This is a genomic window from Pseudomonas sp. P5_A2_2 (genome assembly GCF_054177685.1).
Genome location: NZ_JBGCUL010000032.1, coordinates 1 through 25,852, shown reverse-complemented (window position 1 = coordinate 25,852; position 25,852 = coordinate 1). Strand labels below are relative to the sequence as shown.

The 25,852-nt window shown below is 58.6% G+C and carries 21 protein-coding genes and 2 pseudogenes; 18 read left to right on the top strand and 5 right to left on the bottom strand.

Going from position 1 to position 25,852, the window contains the following annotated elements; all coding sequences use genetic code 11:
- Positions 1 to 40: 40 nt before the first annotated feature.
- Positions 41 to 1,408, bottom strand: a complete 1,368-nt coding sequence (locus ACXRVY_RS05580) for a CYTH domain-containing protein (protein ID WP_223456546.1) — start codon at positions 1,406 to 1,408, stop codon at positions 41 to 43.
- Between the two features lie 157 nt (positions 1,409 to 1,565).
- Between ACXRVY_RS05580 and argE the strand changes: the two genes are divergently transcribed.
- Together argE and argA are read left to right on the top strand one after the other, a co-directional pair.
- Positions 1,566 to 2,714, top strand: coding sequence for an acetylornithine deacetylase (gene argE / locus ACXRVY_RS05575; protein ID WP_223456549.1), 1,149 nt, complete (start codon positions 1,566 to 1,568; stop codon positions 2,712 to 2,714).
- Positions 2,715 to 2,984: 270 nt separating this feature from the next.
- Positions 2,985 to 4,283, top strand: a complete 1,299-nt coding sequence (argA, locus tag ACXRVY_RS05570; RefSeq protein WP_223456551.1) for an amino-acid N-acetyltransferase — start codon at positions 2,985 to 2,987, stop codon at positions 4,281 to 4,283.
- A 17-nt stretch (positions 4,284 to 4,300) separates the two neighbouring features.
- On the opposite strand, the pseudogene tauA reads toward argA, so the two are convergent.
- A pseudogene (gene tauA, locus ACXRVY_RS05565) lies at positions 4,301 to 4,420 on the bottom strand (taurine ABC transporter substrate-binding protein); the annotation flags it as partial.
- Between the two features lie 493 nt (positions 4,421 to 4,913).
- Between tauA and ACXRVY_RS05560 the strand changes: the two are divergent.
- The 9 genes and pseudogenes from ACXRVY_RS05560 (at position 4,914) to ACXRVY_RS05520 (ending at position 13,582) form a co-directional block, all read left to right on the top strand.
- Positions 4,914 to 6,254, top strand: a complete 1,341-nt coding sequence (locus ACXRVY_RS05560; RefSeq protein ID WP_223456553.1) for an OprD family outer membrane porin — start codon at positions 4,914 to 4,916, stop codon at positions 6,252 to 6,254.
- A gap of 415 nt (positions 6,255 to 6,669) precedes the next feature.
- Positions 6,670 to 7,812, top strand: a pseudogene (locus ACXRVY_RS05555) (OprD family outer membrane porin); the annotation flags it as partial.
- 131 nt (positions 7,813 to 7,943) lie between these two features.
- Entirely contained in the window at positions 7,944 to 8,582 is a 639-nt protein-coding gene (locus ACXRVY_RS05550; RefSeq protein WP_223456557.1) for a peroxiredoxin, read from the top strand.
- Positions 8,583 to 8,914: 332 nt separating this feature from the next.
- On the top strand, positions 8,915 to 9,508 hold the full coding sequence (gene ssuE / locus ACXRVY_RS05545) for an NADPH-dependent FMN reductase (protein WP_223456559.1): 594 nt from the start codon (positions 8,915 to 8,917) through the stop codon (positions 9,506 to 9,508).
- 90 nt (positions 9,509 to 9,598) lie between these two features.
- Positions 9,599 to 10,564, top strand: coding sequence for a sulfonate ABC transporter substrate-binding protein (locus ACXRVY_RS05540; RefSeq protein WP_223456561.1), 966 nt, complete (start codon positions 9,599 to 9,601; stop codon positions 10,562 to 10,564).
- 25 nt (positions 10,565 to 10,589) lie between these two features.
- Positions 10,590 to 11,738, top strand: a complete 1,149-nt coding sequence (gene ssuD / locus ACXRVY_RS05535; protein WP_458237093.1) for an FMNH2-dependent alkanesulfonate monooxygenase — start codon at positions 10,590 to 10,592, stop codon at positions 11,736 to 11,738.
- Between the two features lie 9 nt (positions 11,739 to 11,747).
- The gene (gene ssuC, locus ACXRVY_RS05530; protein WP_458237092.1) at positions 11,748 to 12,530 is read left to right on the top strand and encodes an aliphatic sulfonate ABC transporter permease SsuC; all 783 of its coding nucleotides are present in this window, start codon (positions 11,748 to 11,750) and stop codon (positions 12,528 to 12,530) included.
- Positions 12,527 to 13,333, top strand: coding sequence for an aliphatic sulfonates ABC transporter ATP-binding protein (ssuB, locus tag ACXRVY_RS05525; RefSeq protein ID WP_223456566.1), 807 nt, complete (start codon positions 12,527 to 12,529; stop codon positions 13,331 to 13,333). The genes ssuC and ssuB overlap by 4 nt, the downstream gene beginning before the upstream one ends.
- A 33-nt stretch (positions 13,334 to 13,366) precedes the next feature.
- A complete protein-coding gene (locus tag ACXRVY_RS05520; RefSeq protein ID WP_007967989.1) occupies positions 13,367 to 13,582 on the top strand; it encodes a TOBE domain-containing protein in 216 nt (71 codons plus the stop codon).
- A 207-nt stretch (positions 13,583 to 13,789) separates the two neighbouring features.
- Here ACXRVY_RS05520 and ACXRVY_RS05515 read toward each other — a convergent pair whose 3' ends face one another.
- The 3 genes from ACXRVY_RS05515 to ACXRVY_RS05505 form a co-directional block, all read right to left on the bottom strand.
- Positions 13,790 to 14,422: a TetR/AcrR family transcriptional regulator gene (locus ACXRVY_RS05515; protein WP_458237091.1), complete on the bottom strand. Its 633-nt coding sequence runs from the start codon at positions 14,420 to 14,422 to the stop codon at positions 13,790 to 13,792.
- A gap of 90 nt (positions 14,423 to 14,512) precedes the next feature.
- Positions 14,513 to 15,265, bottom strand: a complete 753-nt coding sequence (locus tag ACXRVY_RS05510; RefSeq protein ID WP_223456568.1) for a carbonic anhydrase — start codon at positions 15,263 to 15,265, stop codon at positions 14,513 to 14,515.
- A gap of 216 nt (positions 15,266 to 15,481) precedes the next feature.
- On the bottom strand, positions 15,482 to 16,858 hold the full coding sequence (locus ACXRVY_RS05505) for a glutamine synthetase family protein (protein WP_223456569.1): 1,377 nt from the start codon (positions 16,856 to 16,858) through the stop codon (positions 15,482 to 15,484).
- Between the two features lie 667 nt (positions 16,859 to 17,525).
- Between ACXRVY_RS05505 and ACXRVY_RS05500 the strand changes: the two genes are divergently transcribed.
- The 7 genes from ACXRVY_RS05500 to ACXRVY_RS05470 form a co-directional block, all read left to right on the top strand.
- Positions 17,526 to 18,884: a glutamine synthetase family protein gene (locus ACXRVY_RS05500; protein ID WP_458237090.1), complete on the top strand. Its 1,359-nt coding sequence runs from the start codon at positions 17,526 to 17,528 to the stop codon at positions 18,882 to 18,884.
- A gap of 59 nt (positions 18,885 to 18,943) precedes the next feature.
- Positions 18,944 to 20,308, top strand: coding sequence for an aspartate aminotransferase family protein (locus ACXRVY_RS05495; RefSeq protein ID WP_223456571.1), 1,365 nt, complete (start codon positions 18,944 to 18,946; stop codon positions 20,306 to 20,308).
- Positions 20,309 to 20,479: 171 nt separating this feature from the next.
- Positions 20,480 to 21,589, top strand: coding sequence for a polyamine ABC transporter substrate-binding protein (locus ACXRVY_RS05490; RefSeq protein ID WP_223456572.1), 1,110 nt, complete (start codon positions 20,480 to 20,482; stop codon positions 21,587 to 21,589).
- A 187-nt stretch (positions 21,590 to 21,776) separates the two neighbouring features.
- Complete coding sequence (locus tag ACXRVY_RS05485; RefSeq protein ID WP_317851105.1) at positions 21,777 to 22,874, top strand: polyamine ABC transporter substrate-binding protein; 1,098 nt, start codon at positions 21,777 to 21,779, stop codon at positions 22,872 to 22,874.
- A 72-nt stretch (positions 22,875 to 22,946) separates the two neighbouring features.
- A complete protein-coding gene (locus tag ACXRVY_RS05480; protein WP_223456574.1) occupies positions 22,947 to 24,089 on the top strand; it encodes an ABC transporter ATP-binding protein in 1,143 nt (380 codons plus the stop codon).
- 35 nt (positions 24,090 to 24,124) lie between these two features.
- Positions 24,125 to 25,006, top strand: coding sequence for an ABC transporter permease subunit (locus ACXRVY_RS05475; RefSeq protein ID WP_191622238.1), 882 nt, complete (start codon positions 24,125 to 24,127; stop codon positions 25,004 to 25,006).
- The coding region (locus ACXRVY_RS05470) for an ABC transporter permease subunit (RefSeq protein ID WP_458237089.1) at positions 25,003 to 25,852 on the top strand (850 nt) is incomplete at its 3' end. The genes ACXRVY_RS05475 and ACXRVY_RS05470, both read left to right, overlap by 4 nt.

Genomic DNA, 25,852 nt, shown 5'->3' with positions numbered 1-25,852 from the left:
CACAAATCCTGTGGGAGCGAGCTTGCTCGCGATGGCGGTATTACAGACGYAGCAGCATTTTCCAGGCACGGTTCTGATACACCGCAATCGCCTGCTGCTTGCGCGCATCCAGGACTTCGTCGGTGATCGATTCGTTGGCCAGTTGCGCCAGTTTGTTCAGCTCACCGTACAGGCGATCCATTTCCGGGATCTCCAGCACGTTACGCGCATGGTGCAGCCAGACCTGGATGCGTTCGATGCGCGGCAGTTGTTCGGCCAGGTCTTCCGGTTGTTGCTGGTAGCGCTGCAATTGCAGCGAGTTGGCTTCTTCACCCAGCAGGCGCGGCAACCAGCTGCCCAGTTGCGCAGCGCCCTGGCGATTGCCACGGGTGTTACGGTCGGCGGCCCAGGTGCGGGCCAGCAGCCAGCGCGAGGTAGTCAGGGAGAACAGGCCCCAGCGCGGGTCTTCGAGTTCTTCGAGGAACTGCTCGGGCGCGGCTTTGCGCACGTCTTCATCTTCCAGGCCGGCCTGGACCAGCGGGCGCCAGTCTTCCAGCAAGGCATCGAGGGCGATACGCATGTCGTGGGTCGATTGACGCGGAGCGGCCTGGCCCAGGCTGCTGATCAGCGCGCGCATTTCCGCGAGGTTTTCGACCCAGTCCTGCAACAGACGCCAGTGACCATTGAAGCGATACTGTTCGGCCAGACGCTGGCTGCTGCCCAGCAAATGCCAGCTCAGCGCGGCGAACGCGTCGTCCAGCGGCGTTTCGGCGGTAATCTGCGGCGCCGGCAGGCTCAACGAGTAACTGTGGGCGTCGTACAGGCGATAACCGCGCTCGGCCTTGCTGATGTCGCACGGCATCAGGGCCAGTTTCTCGGCCAGCTCGGCAGCCAGTTCCAGCAACGCGGCCGGTTCGCCTTCGCGCAGTTCCAGTTCCAGCTCGCAGATTTCTTCTTTCTGCTTGCCGACCACGACGTGACCCAGGTCCAGCGCGGCTTCGATGACCACTTTGGTCTTGCCGCGACCCCAGGCGATTTCCGCCCGTTCGCGGACGAAGTCGGTGGTGAAGATCGGCTTCAGGGTTTTCTTGTCAAGCGTGGCCAGTTCCTCGGGCCAGCATTCGCCGTCGAGTTTCTTCAGGTCGAGCTTGGCCTTGGGCAGGTTCCAGTCGTACTCGTTACGCACCGACAGACCGGCGACGCTCTGGCCGCGGGTCTTGAGGGTCTGAATCACGTCGTCACCATCCTTGCGCAGGCGCAGGGCGACTTTGGCCTGGGCCAGGTCGCGCTCTGGGGTGTCGAAGTACTGGTTCATCAACTCACGGCGTTCCCAGCCACTTTTGTTGCGTTTTTTCAGTAACGGGTGCTCGCGCAGGGCGGCGAGGGTTTCGCGGCTGACGCGGAGTTTGATTTCGGTTTCTTTCTGCATGGCCGGAAAATCCAGGATCGGGAGCGCAGCCGGGGGAATGTGTGGCTGCCAAGGTCGTGCAGTGTACAGGACTCAAGGTTAGTACGCGCCGAGACGGTTTATTCCTGTCATCGGTTGGTTCTATGATGGACTTCAATTCGGGTGCCGGGAGTCAGCGATGCCATTGCCGTCGATGAAAGAACAATTCGCAGCGTTGATCGCTACACCGTCGGTCAGTTGCACCCAGCCCGGTCTCGATCAAAGCAACGGCCCGGTCATCGATCTGCTGGCGACGTGGCTCGGTGAGCTGGGTTTTACCTGCGAGATCCAGCAGGTCAGCCCCGGCAAGTTCAACTTGCTGGCCAGTTTCGGTTCCGGTCCCGGCGGCCTGGTGCTGGCCGGGCACAGCGACACCGTGCCGTTCGACGGTGCGCTATGGCAAACCGACCCGTTGAAGCTGACTGAAGTCGATGGTCGCTGGGTCGGCCTGGGCAGTTGCGACATGAAGGGTTTTTTCGCCCTGGCGATCGAGGCGGTCAAACCGCTGCTCGACCAACCGTTCAAACAGCCGTTGCTGATTCTCGCCACCTGCGATGAAGAAAGCTCGATGTCCGGCGCCCGTGCGCTGGCCGAAGCGGGGCGACCACTGGGGCGGGCGGCGGTGATTGGCGAGCCGACCGGGCTCAAGCCGATCCGCATGCACAAAGGCATCATGATGGAGCGCATCGACATCCTCGGGCAGAGCGGTCATTCCTCTGACCCGCGCCTGGGCCATAGCGCCCTGGAAGCCATGCACGATGCCATCGGTGAATTGCGTGGCCTGCGCTTGTTATGGCAGCGCGAATTCCGCAATCCTCAATTCGGCGTGCCGACACCAACGATGAATTTCGGCTGTATCCATGGCGGCGACAACCCCAACCGAATTTGCGGCCAGTGTTCGCTGGAATTCGATTTGCGGCCGTTGCCCGGCATGGACCCCAAAGTCCTGCGCGCCGAGATCCTGCAAAAGCTCAAGCCGGTTGCCGAGCGGCATCAGGTCAAGATCGATTACGCGCCGTTGTTCCCCGAAGTGCCGCCGTTCGAGCAGGCCGAGGACGCCGAACTGGTGCGCCTTGCCGAAAAGCTCACCGGTCACAGCGCCGAAGCAGTGGCGTTCGGCACTGAAGCACCTTATCTTCAGCGCCTTGGCTGTGAAACGCTGGTGCTTGGCCCGGGTGATATCGCCTGCGCCCACCAGCCGGGGGAATACCTCGAAATGTCACGTTTGCAGCCTACGGTGCATCTATTAAGGCAGCTGATTGAACATTACTGCCTGACAGTCCGCTGACCTGTAGGAGCGAGCTTGCTCGCGAAGGGCGTCAACGATTACGCGATCTTTCTGAATGGACGCGTCGTCCTTGCGTTCATCGCGAGCAAGCTCGCTCCTGCACAGGGTCTGTGATTTGCCTGACAAGCCGTATAAATTGCCGGTACCCAAACCCGTATTCATGAGGAGAGCGCGCGTGTCGCCAAGCCTGTTCCGACGATAACCATCAGCCCGCTGTGCGTTTTCAGTTTCGCCCTTTTTTCGGCTGCTATTTATTACAGGCCCAGGTTCATGCCCGAATACGTCAATTGGCTTCGTCACGCTTCGCCTTACATCAACGCCCACCGCGATTGCACCTTTGTCGTCATGCTGCCCGGCGACGGCGTTGAACACCCGAACTTCGGCAATATCGTCCACGACCTGGTGCTGTTGCACAGCCTGGGTGTGCGTCTGGTGCTGGTTCACGGTTCCCGGCCGCAAATCGAAGCGCGCCTCGCTGCCCGTGGCTTGACCCCGCATTACCACCACGGCATGCGCATCACCGATGCCGCGACCCTGGAGTGCGTGATCGACGCGGTCGGCCAGTTGCGCATTGCCATTGAGGCTCGCCTGTCGATGGACATGGCTTCGTCACCGATGCAGGGCTCACGCCTGCGGGTGGCCAGCGGCAACCTGGTGACGGCACGCCCGATCGGCGTGCTCGAAGGCGTCGACTATCACCACACCGGCGAAGTGCGCCGGGTCGACCGCAAGGGCATCAACCGTCTGCTGGACGAGCGCTCCATCGTGCTGCTGTCGCCGCTGGGCTATTCGCCGACCGGGGAGATTTTCAACCTCGCTTGCGAAGACGTCGCCACGCGCGCGGCCATCGATCTGGGCGCGGACAAGCTGCTGCTGTTCGGTGCCGACCTGGGCCTGATCGACGAACACGGGCGCCTGGTGCGCGAACTGCGTCCGCAGCAAGTGCCTGCGCATCTGCAACGGCTGGGCAGCAACTATCAGGCAGAATTGCTCGATGCCGCGGCCGAAGCTTGCCGTGGCGGCGTGGCTCGTAGCCATATCGTCAGTTATGCCGAAGACGGTGCACTTTTGACCGAGCTGTTCACCCGCGACGGTGGCGGCACCCTGGTCGCCCAGGAACAGTTCGAAGTGGTGCGCGAAGCGGCCATTGAAGACGTCGGTGGTTTGCTGGACTTGATCAGTCCGCTGGAAGAGCAGGGCATCCTGGTGCGCCGTTCCCGTGAGGTGCTGGAACGCGAAATCGAGCAGTTCAGTGTGGTTGAACGCGAAGGCATGATCATCGCCTGTGCGGCGCTGTACCAAATCGCCGATTCGGACGCGGGCGAGCTGGCGTGCCTGGCGGTGAATCCGGAATACCGCCATGGCGGTCGCGGCGATGAGTTGCTGGAACGCATTGAAAACCGCGCGCGGGCTCAGGGGTTGAAAACCTTGTTCGTCCTCACCACCCGCACCGCGCACTGGTTCCGCGAACGTGGCTTCGAACCCAGCAGCGTCGACCGACTACCGTCGGCGCGGGCGTCGCTATACAACTATCAGCGTAATTCGAAGATCTTCGAAAAAGCCCTGTAACCCAGCAGCTTTTTGTGCCAGTTGGCGAATGAATCCAGAGTAACTCTGGCGAACTTTGCCATGACCTCCGGATGATTTTCGGCGTAATCCTTGCGCGCCACCCAGACCTCAGAGGTTGGCGCCCCCCATCGGCCTGGGGACTTTGCTCGGGTCGATGCCGGTTTGGTAGCCGACGGTAAGGTTCGCCGCATGAGCGGCGAAAGAAAATGCGAACAAATACACAAACTGTAACAATTGGTCCGGATAGTGCGCGTTTAGACGTCATGGGACCGCCTTTCGGTATAAGATTTGTTTCCGAATTACGTCAGAAGCTAATCGATCTAAAAAAGCGAAAATAAATACCGATTAGGAATTAGCTTGTGAGCCAAACCGTCTATTCTGGGATGATTAGGGCATGGGGAGCTAAATTCCTAAACGGTATTGGAAAAGAATCGGGTAATTCTTTTCAGGTTCATGACGAATTCATGACCCTGCAGGGACCAAAAAACCGGGGGATTAGACTATGGTCGTAGACACACATGGTTACGATTGACTTGTGAGTCACGCTCTGGCGCTAATCGCACATCTTAGGATTTCGGGCGTCGACTCGAGACCAGGAACACAAGAATTAGAATCGAGAGGAGCTACACAATGAACAAGTCCACCTTGGCTTTGGCCGTGGCCGTTGGGGTTTTGGCGCAGCAGGCAGGCGCCGCAGGTTTCCTGGAAGACAGCAAGGCTTCCATCAGCTCTCGCACCATGTATTACGACGCCGATATGCGTGAAGGTGCGAGCACTCCTGCCAACCGTCAGCGAGAAACCGCTGAGGGTCTGAAGTTCGATTACCTGTCCGGTTTCACCCAGGGTACTGTCGGCTTCGGTATCGATGCCCAGGCGCTCGTAGGTATCCACCTGGATGGTGGCAAGGGGCATCACCCGACCGGTAACAGCAACTCATTCTTCCCTAGCGATGGCAATGAGGCGGCCGACGAGTGGAGCCGTCTGGATGGCAACGTCAAGGCGCGCTTCTCGAAGACCGAAGCCCACCTGGGTGGCGCTCTGGCACCTAACCTGCCGATCCTGATCGCGAACGACAGCCGTCTGCTGCCACAAACCTTTGAAGGTGGCACCATCACCTCCAAAGAAATCGACAATGTGACCTTTAACTTTGGTCAACTGGAGCACGCGTCGGGTCGTGCCTCCTCGAACTCCACTGGCCTGTCTGTGGCTGGCGCTACTCAGGACAGCAATAAATTCCAATACGCCGGTGCTGACTGGAAGGTCACCAAAGACCTCTTGCTGCAGTACTACTATGCGAACCTGGAAGACTTCTACAAGCAGAACTTCCTCGGCCTGGTGCACGTCTACCCGATCGCGGCCAATCAGTCGTTCAAGACCGATATCCGTTATTTCGATAGCAGCTCCGACGGCAAGAACGGCGATCCGGGTTTCCGTTTCAACAACAACAACGGTTTCGCCAAGAACCCGGGTGAGGTCGATAACAAGACCTGGAGCGCCATGTTCACCTATACCCTGGGTGGCAACGCGTTCCTGATCGGGCATCAGCGTGTCAATGATGACGGCGGCTTCGTTTTCTTGAACCAAGGCAACCTTGTCGATGGCAACGGTAATCCTGAAGGTGCCGGCGGCGCGAGCTTCTACTCGTTTACCGACGCCACAGTTGGCAGCTTTATCCGTGCCGGTGAAAACACCACGTTCGGTCAGTACTCCTATGACTTCGCCTCCCTGGGTGTACCAGGCTTGAAAGCTTCGATTGCTTACTTGAATGGCCAGGACATCAAGGCTACCAGCGGTGTTGGTAAAGACCTGAGTGAACACGAGACCGACGCGCGCATTGATTACGTGATTCAAACGGGCGCACTGAAAGGGTTTGGTACGACGCTGCGTCACGGTACCTACCGTGGCAACACCAGCACCCTCGATCAAGACCAGACCCGTCTGATCTTCAACTACACCTACAGCTTCATGTAATAGCCGTAAGAAAAGAGCCCCGTCGATTGGCGGGGTTTTTTTTGCGTCGAATTTTATATTCCATAAACAAAGGGTCTATTTCTTTTTTATTCTTTTTGGTTTTTTAATCCGCGCCTTAAAGTGCACCTGTCCGACACTCATCCATGAGCTCGGATTTGGCATTTTCCTCCCTCGACAATTGATCAGTTACAGGAATTGGCCTCGCTGCCGATACCTCGGATCTGTTGTGGGAAGTCATATTCCAAAACGGCATTAAAAAACATTCAAAAAATCTTTTTGGCTTTAAGGCCATGTATCCTGCGGCCCGCCAAACGACCGGTCTAGACGGGTTACCGCGAATTTATGCATTCAGGATCCCGGGCAACAATCGATTCGGGACCAGGAACATCAGAATTAGAAACGAGAGGAGCGAAACATGAACAAGTCCACCCTGGCCATGGCTGTGGCCGTCGGGGCATTGGCCCAGCAGGCAAACGCCGCGGGTTTTATCGAAGACAGCAAGGCAACACTGGGGCTGCGTAACTTCTACATCAACACCGACTACCGTGACGGCACCGGCCCGAACAAAAACGAAGAATGGGGCCAAGGCTTCGATCTGCGTTTCATTTCCGGTTACACCCAAGGCACTGTCGGTTTTGGTGTGGATGCGATCGGCCTGTTGGGCGTCAAACTGGATTCGGGCGGCGGCACCAACGGCGCCACGGCGACCTCTTACGGCGGCACGGTTTTCCCGAGCAAATCCAATGGCGAAGCGGTTGATGACTTCTCCAGCCTGGGTTTGACTGCCAAAGCCAAGATCTCCCAGACTGAACTGAAGCTGGGTACCTTGCAGCCAAAACTGCCGGTGATCGTGTCCAACGACGGTCGTCTGTTGCCGCAAACCTGGCAGGGTGGCCAGATCAGTTCCAGCGACATCAAGGACCTGACCTTGATCGGCGGTCAGATCGAGCAGGTAAAAGGTCGTAACTCGAGCAACAATCAACAGTTGTCTATCTCCGGCGCCAACAGCCGTTCCGCTACAGGCCGCGACAGCAACAAGTTCATCTATGCCGGCGGCGACTACAAGATCACCAAGGACCTGACGGCCCAGTACTACTACGGCAACCTGGAAGAGTTCTACAAACAACACTTCCTGGGTCTGGTGCACAACTGGGCTATCGGCCCTGGCGTGTTGAAGTCGGACTTCCGTTATTTCAACAGCTCCGACGACGGTGCCAACGGTCACGACCCTCTGTTCTTCACCACTGGCAACTACAGCGGTGCAGCCAACGGTAAAGGCAAGGTCGACAACAACCTGTACAGCGGCCTGTTCCTGTACTCCGTTGCCGGTCACACCTTCGGCGCCGGTTACCAGGCCAGCAACGGCAGTAGCGACTTCCCTTGGCTGAACCAGGGTGACGGTTCGTCGAACTACACCATCACCGATTCGCAAATCCAGAAGTTCGGCCGTGCCGGCGAGAAAACCTGGCTAGCACGCTACTCGTTCGACTTCGCCAAGGTCGGCGTACCCGGCCTGACGGCGGGCCTGGTGTACCTGCATGGCGACAACATCGATACCGGTGTGTGCACGTCCAGTGAACAGATCTTTAATATTTCCTAATGATCTAAATAAATCGATATTTATTCTTTTTAATAGATAAAAAACACAGGCACAGTTGAGCCCATCAAGCACTCACAAGGAGCAGCACCATGGGCCTCAGACTTGGCGATATCGCCCCCGATTTCGAACAGAACTCCAGCGCTGGCATCATCCGCTTTCATCAGTGGCTGGGCGATAGCTGGGGCGTGCTGTTTTCCCATCCGGCGGATTTCACACCGGTGTGCACCACCGAATTGGGCTTCACCGCCAGGCTCAAGGATGAGTTCGCAGGGCGCGGCGTCAAGGCGATCGCACTGTCCGTGGACCCTGTCGAGTCGCACCACAAGTGGATCGAGGACATCAACGAGACGCAGAACACCGTGGTCAATTTCCCGATCCTCGACGACGCCGACCGCAAGGTCTCGGACCTCTACGACCTGATCCATCCCAACGCCAACGACACCCTGACCGTGCGCTCGCTGTTCGTGATCGACCCGAACAAAAAGGTCCGGTTGACCATCACCTACCCGGCGAGCACCGGGCGCAACTTCAACGAAATCCTGCGGGTGATCGACTCGCTGCAACTCACCGACAACTACAAGGTGGCCACACCGGCCAACTGGCAGGACGGTGATGAGGTGGTGATCGTGCCGTCGCTCAAGGATGAGGAAGAAATCAGGCAGCGTTTTCCCAAGGGGTATCGTGCCGTTAAACCGTATTTGCGTCTGACGCCGCAGCCGAACCGGTAAGTCTTCAGCATTTTCGGCGCAGCTGATGCCGCCATCGCGAGCAAGCTCGCTCCCACAGTTGACCGCGTACCCCTGTAGGAGCGAGCTTGCTCGCGAAGGCGTCGGGTCAGACACCACAGACCTCAAAGTTAACAGCACCCACAAAACAGGGGATTTCAGGCCATTCCGACGGCCTGTTTTTTTGTCTGGAAGAAACCAAATTACATATTTCTTTAATGCATAACCAAATGAATAAATATGATTTATGGATATATAAATCAGCTGTTAAGGTCACTCCATCGAAGCGAGATCGCAAACCGCGAATCGCCAACACCGTGCAAGGAATCGTCTGAATGTTGGTTGTCTCACTCGGTGGCAGTCCCAGCCAGCGCTCTCGTTCCGGGGTGCTGCTGGATCGCTCCCGGCAATGGTTACAAGAGCAGGGCGTGGAAGTGGTGAGTTATCAGGTACGGGACTTCCCGGCCGAAGACCTGCTGCACGCACGCTTCGACAGCCCCAAGGTGATCGACCTGCTGCAACAGATTGAAAACGCCGATGGCCTGCTGATTGCCACACCGGTTTACAAGGCATCGTTTTCCGGTGCGCTGAAAGTCGTGCTGGACCTGCTGCCCGAACGCGCCTTGAGCCACAAGGTGGTTCTGCCGATGGCCACTGGCGGCAGCATCGCCCACATGCTGGCGGTTGATTACGCACTCAAGCCGGTGCTGTCGGCATTGAAGGCCCAGGAAATGCTGCAAGGGATTTTCGCCGTCGACAGCCAGATCGCCTACGGCGAAGGCAGCGCACTGGCGCAGTTGGCGCCGGAGCTGGAACAACGACTGAATGAATCGCTGGAGCTGTTTTTCAGCGCCATGGCGCGACGGCCCAAGCCGCTTGATCCGAATCTGTTGAATGATCGTTTGTTGAGTGCTCGCTGGAGCATTTGAGCCTCACCGAAAAATTGAAGTACTGGCCTTACTCGCCCGCCAACGGGCAAGCAGGTGCAGCCAAAACCCAACTGCAAAAAGGAGAGCGCCATGCGCCCTGTCATTTTGCGTCGTGGTCTGGTCGCTCTGTTTGCTGCGGCTGTCACCTTCGGCGCCATTACTCAAGCTCAGGCCGAGACTTTACGAATCGGCTATCAGAAATACGGCACCCTGGTGCTGCTCAAAGCCAAGGGCACGCTGGAAAAACGCCTCGCCGCCCAAGGCGTGGACGTGCAATGGACTGAATTCCCCGGTGGCCCGCAACTGCTTGAAGGCCTGAACGTCGGCTCCATCGACTTCGGCGTCACCGGTGAGACTCCACCCGTGTTCGCTCAGGCGGCCGGCGCCGACTTGCTCTACGTCGCCTATGAACCGCCAGCGCCTCACAGTGAGGCAATCCTGGTACCGAAGGACTCGTCGGTCAAATCGGTGGCGGACCTCAAAGGCAAGAAAATCGTCCTGAACAAGGGCTCCAACGTGCATTACCTGCTGGTGCGTGCACTGGAAGACGCCGGCCTCAAATACACCGACATCCAGACCGTATTCCTGCCGCCGGCCGATGCCCGCGCCGCGTTCGAGCGTGGCAGCGTCGACGCCTGGGTGATCTGGGACCCGTACCAGGCTGCCGCCGAACAACAGCTGCAAGCGCGCACCTTGCGCGATGGCCAGGGCATCGTCGACAACCATCAGTTCTACCTGGCGACCAAGCCTTATGCGCAGAAAAATCCCGAGGTGATCAAGACCCTGGTCGAAGAAGTGCGCGCGGTGGGCGAGTGGTCCAGGGCTAACCCGCAAGAGGTGACCCAACAGGTTTCTCCGCTGCTCGGCCTGCCAGCGGACATCACCCTGACTTCGGTGAAACGCCAGGGCTATGGCGCGCTGTTCCTCACCCCGGAAGTGGTCGCGGCGCAACAGAAAATCGCCGACAGCTTCTACCAGCTCAAGCTGATTCCCAAGCCGTTGAGCATCAAAGACGTGATCTGGACGCCGCCGGCTGCCGTTGCCAAAGCCCAATAAATCGATTCCCCAAGGAGACCACTCCATGAGCCTCAATATTTTCTGGTTCCTGCCTACCCACGGCGACGGCCATTACCTTGGCACCGCCGAAGGCGCCCGCGCCGTCGATCACGGTTACCTGCAACAAGTCGCACAGGCAGCGGATCGCCTGGGGTTCGGCGGGGTACTGATCCCTACCGGCCGTTCGTGCGAAGACTCGTGGCTGGTGGCGGCATCGCTGATTCCGGTGACCCAGCGTCTGAAGTTCCTTGTCGCCCTGCGCCCCGGGATCATTTCCCCGACGGTGGCAGCGCGTCAGGCTGCGACCCTGGATCGACTGTCTGGTGGTCGTGCGCTGTTCAACCTGGTGACCGGCGGTGATCCGGAAGAGTTGGCGGGCGATGGTCTGTTCCTCAGCCACGAAGAACGCTATCAGGCCTCGGTGGAGTTCACCCGTATATGGCGTCGGGTGCTGGAAGGCGAAACCGTCGATTACGATGGTCAGCACATCAGCGTGAAAGGCGCGAAATTGCTGTATCCACCGATCCAGCAACCGCGTCCTCCGCTGTACTTCGGCGGCTCCTCGGAAGCCGCGCAAGACCTGGCCGCCGAACAGGTGGAAATGGTCCTGACCTGGGGCGAACCACCGGCCGCCGTCGCGGAAAAAATCGAACAGGTCCGCGCCAAGGCCGCCAAGCTTGGACGCACCGTGCGCTTCGGCATTCGCCTGCACGTGATCGTGCGTGAAACCAACGATGAGGCCTGGAAGGCCGCGGATCGACTGATCTCCCATCTCGACAACGACACCATCGCCCGTGCCCAGGCTTCGCTGGCGCGTTTCGATTCGGTCGGTCAGCAACGCATGGCCGCATTGCATGGCGGCAACCGCGACAATCTGGAGGTCAGCCCTAACCTGTGGGCCGGTGTCGGTCTGGTGCGCGGCGGTGCCGGTACGGCGCTGGTAGGCGATGGTCCGACCGTGGCGGCCCGTGTGAAGGAGTACGCGGACCTGGGCATCGACACGTTCATTTTCTCCGGTTATCCACACCTGGRAGAGTCGTATCGGGTCGYTGAACTGCTGTTCCCACACCTCGATGTCGAGCGTCCAGAACTGCCGAAAAGTGCCGGCTACGTCAGCCCGTTCGGCGAGATGGTCGCCAACGACATTCTGCCCAAAGCCGCGTCCCAGAGCTGAGGCGCGGTCATGAAGAAAATCATCCACAGCCTGGCGCCCTGGGCGTTGCCGGTGTTGTTGCTGGCGGTGTGGCAGTTGAGTGTGTCGATGGGCTGGTTGTCGACACGGATTCTGCCGGCGCCGATCGCCGTCATCGAGGCCGGCGTGAGCCTGGTGCGCAGCGGCGAAATCTGGACGCACCTGGCGATCAGTGGCTGGCGTGCCGCGCTGGGCTTCACCATCGGCGGCGGCATCGGCCTGACGCTTGGCTTCATCACCGGTCTGTCGAAGTGGGGCGAGCGCCTGCTCGACAGTTCGGTGCAGATGATCCGCAACGTGCCGCACCTGGCGCTGATTCCACTGGTGATTCTGTGGTTCGGCATCGACGAGTCGGCGAAGATTTTCCTGGTGGCGCTGGGCACGTTGTTCCCGATTTACCTCAATACCTATCACGGCATCCGCAACGTCGACCCGGCACTGGTGGAGATGTCGCGCAGTTATGGCTTGTCGGGTTTCGGTCTGTTCTGGCAGGTGATTCTGCCGGGGGCGCTGCCTTCGATTCTGGTCGGCGTGCGCTTTGCCCTGGGTTTTATGTGGCTGACGTTGATCGTGGCGGAAACCATCTCCGCGAGTTCCGGCATCGGCTATCTGGCCATGAATGCCCGGGAATTCTTGCAGACCGACGTGGTGGTGCTGGCGATTCTGTTGTACGCGGTGCTCRGCAAACTGGCTGACCTCGCGGCCCGTGGACTTGAGCGTGTGTGGCTGCGCTGGCACCCGGCGTATCAGGTTGCCAGGGGAGGTTCGGTATGACCGCCCAACAACCTCCACGCCTGCTGCGCGGGACTCCGCTGGTGGTGCGCAAGTTGCAAAAAACTTTCGGTGCACGGCAGGTGCTGCGCGAGATCGACCTGCACATTCCGGCGGGTCAGTTTGTCGCCGTGGTCGGTCGTAGCGGCTGCGGCAAAAGTACCTTGCTGCGCTTGCTCGCCGGTCTCGATCAACCCTCGGGCGGTGAGTTGCTCGCCGGTGCCGCGCCATTGCGTGAAGCGCGGGAAGACACGCGGCTGATGTTCCAGGAAGCGCGTTTGCTGCCTTGGAAGAAGATCATCGACAACGTCGGTCTCGGCCTCAAGGGCAACTGGCGGCCGCAAGCGCTTGAAGCCTTGGAAGCGGTGGGCCTGGCCGATCGCGCCAATGAGTGGCCGGCAGCGTTGTCCGGTGGGCAGAAGCAACGCGTGGCCTTGGCCCGTGCGTTGATTCATCAGCCGCGCCTGCTGCTGCTCGACGAACCCTTGGGTGCGCTGGATGCCCTGACCCGAATTGAAATGCAGCAACTGATCGAACGACTCTGGCAACAGCATGGCTTCACCGTGTTGCTGGTGACCCATGACGTCAGCGAAGCGGTGGCGATTGCCGATCGGGTGATCCTGATCGAAGACGGCGAAGTCGGCCTCGACCTGCATGTGGAATTGCCGCGCCCTCGGATACGCGGTTCCCATCGGTTGGCGGCGCTGGAAACCGAAGTCCTCAATCGCGTGCTGGCGCTGCCCGGCCAACCGCCGGAACCGGAACCTGTTTCACCCTTGCCTACGCAATTGCGCTGGGCTCAATAACTCAAGTCTTACCCAACGACAGGAATCAACATCATGACAATCAAGGCCATCAACGTTCGCAACCAGTTCAAAGGCTCCATCAAGGAAATCGTCCTCGGCGACGTGCTGTCGGAAATCGACGTGCAGACCGCGTCCGGCATCGTCACTTCGGTGATCACCACACGCTCGGTGAAAGAGCTGGAACTGGCGGTCGGCAGTGAAGTGATCGCATTCGTGAAATCCACCGAGGTGTCGATCGCCAAGTTGTAAGCAATATGCGTAAACATCAACCCCGAAGGGTTTGAGCCCTTCGGGGTTTTTTCATGTGTGTTTGTCTTGGGATAAGTGGCGCGGCCATCGCGGGCAAGCCCGCTCCCACAAGGATCTCCAGTGAATACAGATTTTGTTTTCGACCGATAAACCTGTGGGAGCGGGCTTGCTCCGGGCGGCTTTCCGACGATGAGGCCAGTGAGCGCGCTAGAGCTTCCGCTTGGGCAAATACGGCGGCAAATACAACCCCACATAAGCATCAAATACCCGCATCCCTTCTTCAGCCATGCGCGGCGTAATCTGCCCGTGCTGCTGCACCGAGCGCGCATACACCCGGTCGCCCAGCTCCATGGCCAGGGCGAACACATCGACATCGCTCGGCAATGTCGGCAGCTCGAAGTGATGGTCGAACAACTTGTGCATCAGGTCGCCCAGTTCGATGTCGTGCTGGCGGTCGGCCTGGGTGACTTCGGTCAGGCCGTGCTGGGCCAGAATGAGTTGGCGGGCGGCAGCGTCCACTGCATAGATATCGAGCATGCGTTGTTCCACCAGTCGCGACAGATCGCGCCAGCCATTCAAGGCGAGGTGATCGATGGGGGCTTGCAGGYAGGCGCGGAAGGCCGCATGGACGTCGGCGGTCAAGGCTTCGAGCAGGGCAGGCACGCTGGCGAAGAAGTGGTAGACCGAGGAGGGTGGAATCTCCGCGCGCTCGGCGACGCTGTAGATCGACAGACTGGCCACGCCCTCGGCGGCCAACAGCGTGCGGGCCGCATCGAGAATCGAATCGATCCGGGCCTGGCTGCGTGCGCGGGGTTTGCGGGGGGTGGCTACGCGTGTCATCGGAGTCTCCTGCGGGGCAGCGGGCATTGTACGAGTCGACTCGCCCCTTGTCTGTATTGACTCACCGCCTCGCTTGGCAGTCCCGATGACTCATTTACCGACCACCACGCTACGATCGTTCAAGGGTTGGATCGGGCGAGCATTCATTGGATATATCGCTCGAAAAGCCTCCAGTTGTGCCTGGGACAATTGCACCGCAGTCGTCAGCACGTTCCACCGTACACCTTCAGTGCACGGTGGCTCTGTAAGAGAACCCATGAAGGCATAGGCGTTATGGTTTTCAGGCAATAAATCGGCAATGTTCGCGTTGTTCAAGGTGACCATGCCGCCTGCATTCCTGGGCATGGCGGCGAAGATCGGTTCCAGTGCCGTGTTGTGTGCGCCCTCTTCATACATCAAGGCAATAATCGCCAGTTCGCCTGCGTCATTTCGGTGAACCAGATGTGCGCCCAATGGATAAGTGCGGCCCTGAATCGTTTCTTCAGCAGGTGTGTGAAAGTGTAATTGCACGAGGGAAAAAGTACCGGAGGGCAGGGAGACACTACCTGAATTTGGCGCAGACACCTGAATCGTATGGCCGTTGTTCAGTACGGTAACTTTGTTTGGGCGATAGCTGAAGGACGCCGGTTTGAATGGGTACTCGAACGCGTTTTGGATGTCGATCGGTGACTGTTCGTTCCCTGACTTGCAAAGGCTGTATTCGCTTTTCAGTTCGCCCCAGTTTTCCGGGCCAGAGGGTCCTGCGTAACTCCATGGGGCAGTATCGGGAGTTTTGGCCCACGCAGTGGCGCACAGACCAGCGACGATCAGGGTAATGGCGGTACCTAATGGAATTTTAGTCATAAATGCAAAACTCAAAACTCAACACTTGGAGGGGCGACCGGATCAAATCTCGGGACCCTGAAGTTTGATCTTGCGGCGAGGTAATCGATGTAATCACTGTCTGATGGTTGTGTAGGAGTTGTCCCGGAAATGCCAGTCATCACTCAGCCGAAATGAACCCATAAAAAAACGCCGTAGGCTGTGAGGCCGGCGGCGTTTTTTTACTACTGCAACCGATTAAACGGTATGCAGGTACCAGTTGTACTCGAGGTCGGAGATGGAGTGTTCGAACTCCTCCAGCTCGCTCTCTTTGCATGCGACGAAGATATCGATGTATTTCGGATCGATGTACTTGGCCATGACTTCGCTGTCGTCCAGCTCGCGCAGTGCATCGCGCAGGTTGTTCGGCAGGCTCTGCTCGTTTTGCTCGTAGCTGTTGCCTTCCACTGGAGCGCCAGGCTCGACCTTGTTGGTCAGGCCGTGGTGCACGCCCGCCAGGACCGAAGCCATCAGCAGGTACGGGTTGGCATCGGCGCCGGCCACACGGTGTTCGATGCGTACGGCATCGGCGGCACCGGTCGGTACGCGAATCGCTACGGTGCGGTTGTCCAGGCCCCAGCACGGCGAGTTCGGCACGTAGAACTGTGCGCCGAAACGACGGTACGAGTTGACGTTCGGGCAGAGGAAGGCCATCTGCGCCGGTAGGGTCTCGAGCACACCGCCGATCGCGTGACGCAGTGCGGCGTTCTGCTCGGGATCCTCACTGGCAAAAATATTCTTGCCGTCTTTGTCGAGAATCGAGATATGGACGTGCAGACCATTGCCCGCCTGGCCCGGATACGGCTTGGCCATGAAGGTGGTGTCCATTTCATGGTCGTAGGCGATGTTCTTGATCAGGCGCTTGAGCAGGACCGCGTAGTCGCAGGCCTTGATCGGGTCAGCCACGTGGTGCAGGTTGACTTCGAACTGCGCCGGGGCACTTTCCTTGACGATGGCGTCGGCCGGAATGCCTTGCTCTTTGGCACCTTCCAGAATGTCCTGGAGGCAGTCGACGTATTCGTCGAGGTCGTCGATCAGGTAGACCTGTGTCGAGTGCGGACGTTTGCCGGAAACCGGCGAGCGAGGCGGTTGCGGACGACCGTTCACGTTCTCCTGGTCGATCAGGTAGAACTCCAGTTCGAACGCGGCGCAGATGGTCAGGCCCATTTCGTCGAACTTGCGCACCACGTTGGCCAGCACTTCACGCGGGTCGGCGAAGAATGGCTCGCCTTCGAGTTCGTGCATGGTCATCAACAGTTGCGCGGTCGGGCGCTTCTGCCATGGCTCGTTGCACAGGGTATCGGGGATTGGATAGCAGATTCGGTCAGCATCACCGATGTCCAGGCCCAGGCCGGTGCTTTCCACCGTCGAGCCATTGATATCCAGAGCAAATAAAGAGGCCGGCAGGTTGATGCCTTTCTCGTAAACCTTGTGGAGGCTGGTGCGTTCGATGCGCTTGCCGCGCACCACACCATTCATATCCGCAATCAGAAGGTCAACGTACAGAACCTCAGGATGTTCCTTAAGGAACGCGTTCGCTTCGTTAAGCTGAACGGCACGCGGGGGTACCGACATGATGCAACACCTTTGTTGTTAAAAATATCAATCATTGATCTTTTCAGATTCCAGTCAACCCGAACGGCATGCCGAAGTCAAGCGAGGCCTTTTTTGCCCTAAAAAAGCGCTTGTGTGGCTTTTTTGAGGCGCTTTGGGGCGTTTTTATGCCTTTGGCCCCAGTGGCGCCCGCAGGCTTGAGCGGGCCGTGTTGTATTTTTTACGGGGGTGTTGTGTAAAAAAATGAACAAGGCTAAGCTCGAATCAAACCCATAACAGCAATAATACCGGGGTGCTTCATGTCTCGCCTGCCGATAATCGGCGTCACCGACTGCTCAAGACAGGTCGGTCGGCATGTTTATCACATCAGTGATGACACGTCCGTCCGTTCCGTGGCCTCGGCGGTTCCGGTGATCCTTGCGTCCCTGACGGTTCGACCGTCCCCGTCCGATATTCTGGACGGTCGCGATGGCACCCCCATTACGGTTACTCCATTCAATATAGAACCGATTCACAATAGCGGCCTGACCATCGTTCAGGGCTCCGCTCGCGATTCTGCACGCCCGGCCTCTGCAGCCGCGTTGGCAAGCACGATAATCTGCCGCGCAAACGCTCTACAACGCGACGCCGATGCGTCAAACAACGCCTGACCTTAAAAGGGTCAGACAACTCAAGCCTAGAGGCATTTATGAGTAACAACCTCGACCAGCTCACCGATTGGTTGAAAAACCACAAGATCACAGAAGTCGAATGCATGATCGCCGACTTGACCGGGATTACCCGGGGCAAGATTTCGCCGACCAACAAATTCATCGCCGAAAAGGGCATGCGCCTGCCAGAGAGCGTGCTGTTGCAGACCGTGACCGGCGATTACGTCGAAGACGACATCTATTACGAACTGCTCGACCCGGCCGACATCGACATGATCTGCCGCCCCGACCAGAGTGCGGTGTACCTGGTGCCGTGGGCCATCGAGCCGACCGCCATCGTCATCCACGATACCTACGACAAGCAAGGCAACCCGATCGAGCTGTCGCCGCGCAACGTGCTCAAGAAAGTCCTGAAACTCTATACCGACAAAGGCTGGCAGCCGATCGTGGCGCCGGAAATGGAGTTTTACCTGACCAAGCGCAGTGACGACCCGGACTACCCGTTGCAGCCGCCGGTCGGTCGCTCCGGTCGCCCGGAAACCGGTCGTCAGTCGTTCTCCATTGAAGCGGCGAACGAGTTCGATCCGCTGTTCGAAGACGTCTATGACTGGTGCGAACTGCAGGACCTGGACCTCGATACGCTGATCCACGAGGACGGCACGGCGCAGATGGAAATCAACTTCCGTCACGGCGATGCCCTGTCCCTGGCCGACCAGATCCTGGTGTTCAAGCGCACCATGCGCGAGGCCGCGCTCAAGCACAACGTCGCTGCGACCTTCATGGCCAAGCCGATGACCGGCGAGCCGGGCAGCGCCATGCACTTGCACCAGAGCGTCATCGACATCGAGACCGGCAAGAACATCTTTTCTAATGAAGACGGGACCATGAGCCAGCTGTTCCTGCACCACATCGGTGGTCTGCAGAAACTCATTCCCGAGCTGTTGCCGCTGTTCGCACCCAACGTCAACTCGTTCCGCCGCTTCCTGCCGGATACTTCGGCACCGGTGAACGTGGAGTGGGGCGAAGAGAACCGCACCGTGGGCCTGCGGGTGCCGGATGCGGGGCCGCAAAACCGTCGGGTGGAAAACCGCCTGCCGGGCGCCGATGCCAACCCCTACCTGGCAATTGCCGCGAGCCTGCTCTGCGGTTACATCGGCATGGTCGAAGGCCTGAACCCGAGTGCACCGGTGGTGGGACGTGGCTATGAACGCCGCAACCTGCGCCTGCCGCTGACCATCGAAGACGCGCTGGAACGCATGGAAAACAGTTCAACCATCGAGAAATACCTCGGCAAAAATTTCATCACTGGCTACGTCGCGGTCAAGCGGGCCGAGCATGAAAACTTCAAGCGCGTGATCAGTTCGTGGGAAAGGGAATTCCTGCTCTTTGCCKTCTGATACGCCAGGCGCCGCCGCTACCTGGTGGCGCTTACACCTGATTTTTTTAGGAGATTCACATGACCAGCAACAATCCGCAAACCCGTGAATGGCAAACCTTGAGCAATGACCACCACCTGGCTCCGTTCAGCGACTTCAAGCAGCTGAAAGAGAAAGGCCCGCGGATCATTACCAACGCCAAGGGCGTTTACCTCTGGGACAGCGAAGGTAACAAGATCCTCGACGGTATGGCCGGCCTGTGGTGTGTCGCGATTGGTTATGGTCGCGATGAACTGGCCGATGCCGCCAGCAAGCAGATGCGCGAGCTGCCTTACTACAACCTGTTCTTCCAGACGGCGCACCCACCGGTACTGGAGCTGGCCAAGGCTATCGCCGACATCGCGCCAGAGGGTATGAACCATGTGTTCTTCACCGGTTCCGGCTCTGAAGGCAACGACACCATGTTGCGTATGGTTCGTCACTACTGGGCGATCAAGGGCCAGCCGAAAAAGAAAGTCATCATCAGCCGCAAGAACGGCTATCACGGTTCCACCGTGGCCGGCGCGAGCCTGGGCGGCATGACGTACATGCACGAACAGGGCGACTTGCCGATCCCGGGCATCGTTCACATTGCCCAGCCGTACTGGTTCGCCGAAGGCGGCGACATGACTCCGGAAGAATTCGGTGTATGGGCGGCCAACCAGCTGGAAGAAAAGATTCTGGAAGTCGGCGTCGACAACGTCGGTGCCTTTATTGCCGAACCGATCCAGGGTGCCGGTGGCGTGATCATTCCGCCAGAGACCTACTGGCCGCGCATCAAGGAAATCCTCGCCAAGTACGACATCCTGTTCGTGGCTGACGAAGTGATTTGCGGTTTCGGTCGCACCGGCGAGTGGTTCGGCAGCGATTTCTACGGCCTCAAGCCAGACATGATGACCATCGCCAAGGGCCTGACCTCGGGCTACATCCCGATGGGCGGCCTGATCGTGCGTGATGAAGTGGTGGACGTGCTCAACGAGGGCGGCGACTTCAACCACGGTTTCACCTATTCCGGGCACCCGGTGGCGGCGGCTGTGGGGCTGGAAAACATCCGTATCCTGCGCGACGAGAAAATTGTCGAGCGCGTGAAGTCAGAAACGGCACCGTATTTGCAAAAGCGTCTGCGGGAACTGAACGATCACCCGCTGGTGGGTGAAGTTCGTGGGGTCGGGCTGTTGGGGGCCATCGAACTGGTCCAGGACAAAGCCACTCGCAAGCGTTACGAGGGCAAGGGCGTCGGCATGATCTGCCGTCAGTTCTGCTTCGACAATGGCCTGATCATGCGCGCAGTCGGCGACACCATGATCATCGCTCCGCCACTGGTGATCACGCCGGCGGAAATCGATGAGCTGGTGACAAAGGCTCGCAAGTGCCTTGACCTGACCCTGAGTGCATTGCAGGGCTAAGTGCTAGGCTCAGAGCGAGGGAGCTGCGGCGCTCTCGCTCAAAGCTGTCACAAAGGCCGGTCTTTTCTTGAAAGACCGCCTCGGATCTTGCCAGACTAGCTGCAGTTCCAGTTGTCCGGGTTCGGCCGCTGAACAAAGTGGTTCAAAAAAGAAAAATTTGGAGCATGACGCATGAAGGCATTAGGTAAAAAGCTTGCTGGCAAGACACTTCTCGCCCTGTCCGTCGCGGGCATGATGGCGGGTGCGGTTCAGGCGGATGACAAGGTGTTGCACGTATACAACTGGTCCGACTACATCGCTCCGGACACCATCGCGAACTTCGAGAAAGAGTCGGGGATCAAGGTCGTTTACGACGTATTCGACAGCAACGAGACCCTGGAAGCCAAACTGCTGGCGGGCAAGTCCGGCTACGACGTGGTCGTGCCATCGAACAACTTCCTGGCCAAGCAGATCAAGGCCGGCGTATATCAGGAGCTGGACCAGTCCAAGCTGCCTAACTGGAAAAACCTGAACCAGGATCTGCTCAAGGCCGTTTCGGTCAGTGACCCTGGCAACAAGCACGCCTTCCCGTACATGTGGGGCTCGATCGGCATCGGTTACAACCCGGCGAAGGTCAAGGCTGCGTTGGGCGTCGATACCATCGACTCCTGGGACGTGCTGCTCAAACCGGAAAACATTGCCAAGCTCAAGGGTTGCGGTGTGAGTTTCCTCGATTCGCCGACCGAAATGCTCCCGGTCGCGCTGCACTACCTGGGCCTGCCAACCGACAGTCAGAAGAAAGAAGACATCAAGAAAGCCGAGGAACTGTTCCTCAAGATTCGTCCTTCGATCACCTACTTCCACTCGTCCAAGTACATCTCGGACCTGGCCAACGGCAACATCTGCGTAGCGGTTGGCTACTCGGGTGACGTTCAGCAGGCCAAGTCCCGTGCCGCAGAGGCGGGTGACAAGGTCAAAGTCAGCTACGCCATTCCGAAAGAAGGCGCTGGCAGTTTCTTCGACATGGTCGCGATTCCCAAGGATGCCGAGAACGTTCAGGGCGCCTACAAGTTCATGACCTTCCTGCAGAAGCCTGAAGTCATGGCCAGTATCACCAACGCCGTACGCTTCCCGAACGGTAACGCCGCTGCAACAGCTCTGGTAGAAAAAGACATCACCAGCGATCCAGGCATCTACCCGCCAGCCGATGTGCAGGCCAAGTTGTATGCCATCGCCGACCTGCCAGCGGCGACCCAGCGTGAAATGACCCGCAGCTGGACCAAGATCAAATCCGGTAAATAAGCCGGTTTGATGCAACGGCCTGTTGTCGTCACCTGCGCGGTGGCGGCAACAGGTTGAATTAAATGACAAAAGTTTTGCTGGAACGGTTTTTCGAGGGTAAGTTGCGCGCCGGTTTTGTTGCCGGGCAACTACGGTTGTCATGTAACGCGGGGCAACTTGGGCCCAACTAATTTCAGAGGACCTCCACTTGCCTGTTTTTTCTTTCTTGCGCAAAGCCATGCTGGTCGGCGCCGGGCTGACGATTGCTGTCAGTGTCCAGGCCGCCGGTACCGTGCATATTTATAACTGGTCAGACTACATCGGCGAGACCACCCTGGCCGACTTCCAGAAAGAGACCGGTATCAAGCCGGTTTATGACGTCTTCGATTCCAACGAAACCCTGGAAGGCAAGTTGCTCGCCGGGCGTACCGGCTACGACGTGGTCGTGCCGTCGAACCACTTTCTCGGCAAACAGATCAAGGCCGGGGCGTTCCAGAAACTCGACAAGTCGCAGCTGCCGAACTATTCGAACCTCGACCCGGTGCTGCTCAAGCGCCTGGAACAGAACGATCCGGGCAACCTGTACGCCGTGCCGTACCTGTGGGGCACCAATGGCATCGGCTACAACGTCGACAAGGTCAAGGCTGTGCTGGGCGTCGACACGATCGATTCCTGGGGCGTGCTGTTCGAGCCGCAGAACATCAAGAAACTGCAAAGCTGTGGTGTAGCCTTCCTCGACTCCGCCGATGAAATGATGCCGACAGTGCTCAACTACATGGGCCTGAATGCCAACAGCACCGATCCCAAGGACTACGAAAAGGCCACCGCCAAGTTGCTTGCAGTGCGACCTTACGTGACCTACTTCCACTCTTCGAAATACATCGCGGATCTGGCCAACGGCGATATCTGCGTGGCGATCGGTTTCTCCGGCGACATCTTCCAGGCGAAGAATCGCGCCGAAGAAGCCAAGAAAGGCGTGAACATCGCCTATTCGATCCCGAAAGAGGGCGGCGCGCTCTGGTTCGACATGCTGGCGATTCCGAAGGACTCGGCCAACGTGAAGCAGGCCAACGCGTTCATCAACTATTTGCTCAAACCCGAGGTGATTGCCCAGGTCAGTGATTACGTCGGCTATGCCAACCCTAATCCGGGGGCGGACAAACTGATGGAACAGTCCATTCGCACCGACGAAGCGGTTTATCCACCGCAAGCGGTGCTCGACAAGACCTACGTGTCCATCGAGCTACCGCCGAATATTCAACGTTTGATGACCCGCAGCTGGACCAAGGTCAAGTCGGGTAAATAGTTTCAAGGCTCAAACTATCCAGGTTGGCTCACCTTGAGCGAACTGCACTCTTTTTTTCTGGGAGTTTCGTAAATGGCAGTTGCCTCCGGCGCCTATAAGAAAGCCCTCGAGGGCGACCAGTCACCTAAACAGGTACTGGTCAAAATCGACCGGGTCACGAAGAAGTTCGACGAGACGATTGCCGTGGACGATGTGTCCCTGGAAATCAAGAAAGGCGAAATTTTCGCCCTGCTCGGCGGTTCGGGATCGGGCAAATCCACGTTGCTGCGCATGCTCGCAGGTTTCGAACGGCCCACGGAGGGGCGCATTTTCCTCGATGGCGTAGACATCACTGACATGCCGCCCTACGAGCGGCCAATCAACATGATGTTCCAGTCCTACGCCCTGTTTCCGCACATGACTGTGGCGCAGAACATTGCCTTCGGCCTCAAGCAGGACAAGTTGTCGGCCGCTGAAATCGATGCACGGGTGGCGGACATGCTCAAGCTGGTACAGATGAGCCAGTACGCCAAGCGCAAGCCGCATCAGTTGTCCGGCGGGCAGCGTCAGCGCGTGGCCCTGGCCCGTTCCCTGGCCAAGCGTCCGAAATTGCTGCTGCTCGACGAACCGATGGGCGCCCTGGACAAGAAGCTGCGTTCGCAAATGCAGCTGGAGCTGGTGGAGATCATCGAGCGCGTCGGCGTAACTTGCGTGATGGTGACCCACGACCAGGAAGAGGCCATGACCATGGCCGARCGCATCGCGATCATGCACCTGGGCTGGATCGCCCAGATCGGCAGCCCGATCGACATCTACGAAACCCCGACCAGCCGCCTGGTCTGCGAATTCATCGGCAACGTGAACATCTTCGAAGGCGAAGTGATCGACGACGCCGAAGGCCACGCGATCATTACCTGCAAGGACCTGGATCGTCAGATCTATGTCGGCCACGGCATCAGCACTTCGGTGCAGGACAAGTCGGTTACCTACGCGATACGTCCGGAAAAACTGCTGGTCACCGCCAACATGCCGACCTGCCAGTACAACTGGTCCAGCGGCAAGGTGCACGACATCGCCTACCTCGGCGGCCATTCGGTGTTCTACGTCGAACTGCCAAGCGGCAAGCTGGTGCAGTCGTTCGTGGCCAACGCCGAGCGTCGCGGGCAGCGTCCGACCTGGGGTGATCAGGTCTACGTGTACTGGGAAGACGACAGCGGCGTGGTACTTCGCTCATGAACATGCGCAAACTCAAACGCCGTCTCAATCGAATAATTCCCGGTGGCCGTCAGATGGTCATCGGAGTTCCTTTCATCTGGCTGTTCCTGTTCTTCATGCTGCCGTTCTTCATTGTTCTGAAGATCAGCTTCGCCGAAGCGGACGTCGCCATTCCGCCGTACACCGAAATCTACAGCTACGCCGAGCAGAAGCTGCAGTTGCTGCTTAACCTGGGCAACTACGCAATGCTGGCCGGTGACGAGCTGTACATCGCCGCTTACCTCGGCTCGTTGAAGATGGCGCTTTTCAGCACCATCCTCTGCCTGCTGATCGGCTACCCGATGGCCTACGGCATCTCCGTTGCCCGCAAGGAAGTGCAGACGGTGCTGGTGCTGCTGATCATGATGCCGACCTGGACCGCGATCCTGATCCGCGTTTATGCGTGGATGGGCATCCTCAGCAACAACGGCCTGCTCAATGGTTTCCTGATGAGCATGGGCTGGATCGACGAACCGCTGCAGATCCTCAACACCAACCTGGCGGTCTACATCGGCGTAGTCTATTCCTACCTGCCGTTCATGATCCTGCCGTTGTACGCCAACCTGGTGAAGCACGACCAGAGCCTGCTGGAAGCCGCGTCGGACCTGGGTTCGAGCACCTTCAACAGCTTCTGGAAAATCACCGTGCCGCTGTCGAAAAACGGCATCATCGCAGGCTGCATGCTGGTGTTCATCCCGGTGGTGGGCGAGTTCGTGATCCCGGAACTGCTGGGCGGTCCGGAAACCCTGATGATCGGTAAAGTGCTCTGGCAGGAGTTCTTCAACAACCGTGACTGGCCGGTGGCGTCTGCCCTGGCGGTGGTGATGCTGGCGATCCTGATTGTGCCGATCATTCTGTTCAACCGTAGTCAGGCCAAAGAAATGGAGGGCAAGGAATGAAGCGCTTCCGTTTCTCAAGTTTCATGCTGGTAGCGGGTTTGCTATTCATCTACGCGCCGATGCTGATCCTGGTGATCTACTCGTTCAACGCCTCCAAACTGGTAACGGTGTGGGGCGGCTGGTCGGTCAAGTGGTACGTCGGCTTGCTCGACAACAGCCAGTTGATGGGCTCGGTGGTGCGCTCGCTGGAAATCGCCTGCTACACGGCGGTGGCGGCGGTGGCACTGGGTACATTGGCGGCGTTCGTCCTGACGCGCATTACGCGCTTCAAGGGCCGCACCCTGTTCGGTGGCCTGGTCACCGCGCCACTGGTCATGCCTGAGGTGATCACCGGTCTGTCGCTGTTGCTGCTGTTCGTGGCCATGGCGCAGATGATCGGCTGGCCGCAGGAGCGCGGCATCGTCACCATCTGGATCGCCCACACCACGTTCTGTGCGGCCTATGTGGCGGTGGTGGTCTCGGCGCGTTTGCGCGAGCTGGACCTGTCCATCGAAGAGGCGGCCATGGACCTGGGCGCGAAACCGTGGAAGGTGTTCTTCCTGATCACCATCCCGATGATCGCCCCATCGCTGGCGGCGGGCGGCATGATGTCGTTCGCCCTGTCGCTGGATGACCTGGTGCTGGCGAGCTTCGTGTCCGGCCCGGGTTCCACGACCCTGCCGATGGAAGTGTTCTCGGCGGTGCGTCTGGGGGTGAAGCCCGAGATCAACGCCGTGGCCAGCCTGATCCTGCTGGCCGTGTCGATCGTGACCTTCATGGTCTGGTTCTTCAGCCGTCGCGCCGAAGAAAGCCGCAAGCGTGCGATCCAGCAAGCGATCGAGGAAGCGGCAGCCGACTCGTGGAAGC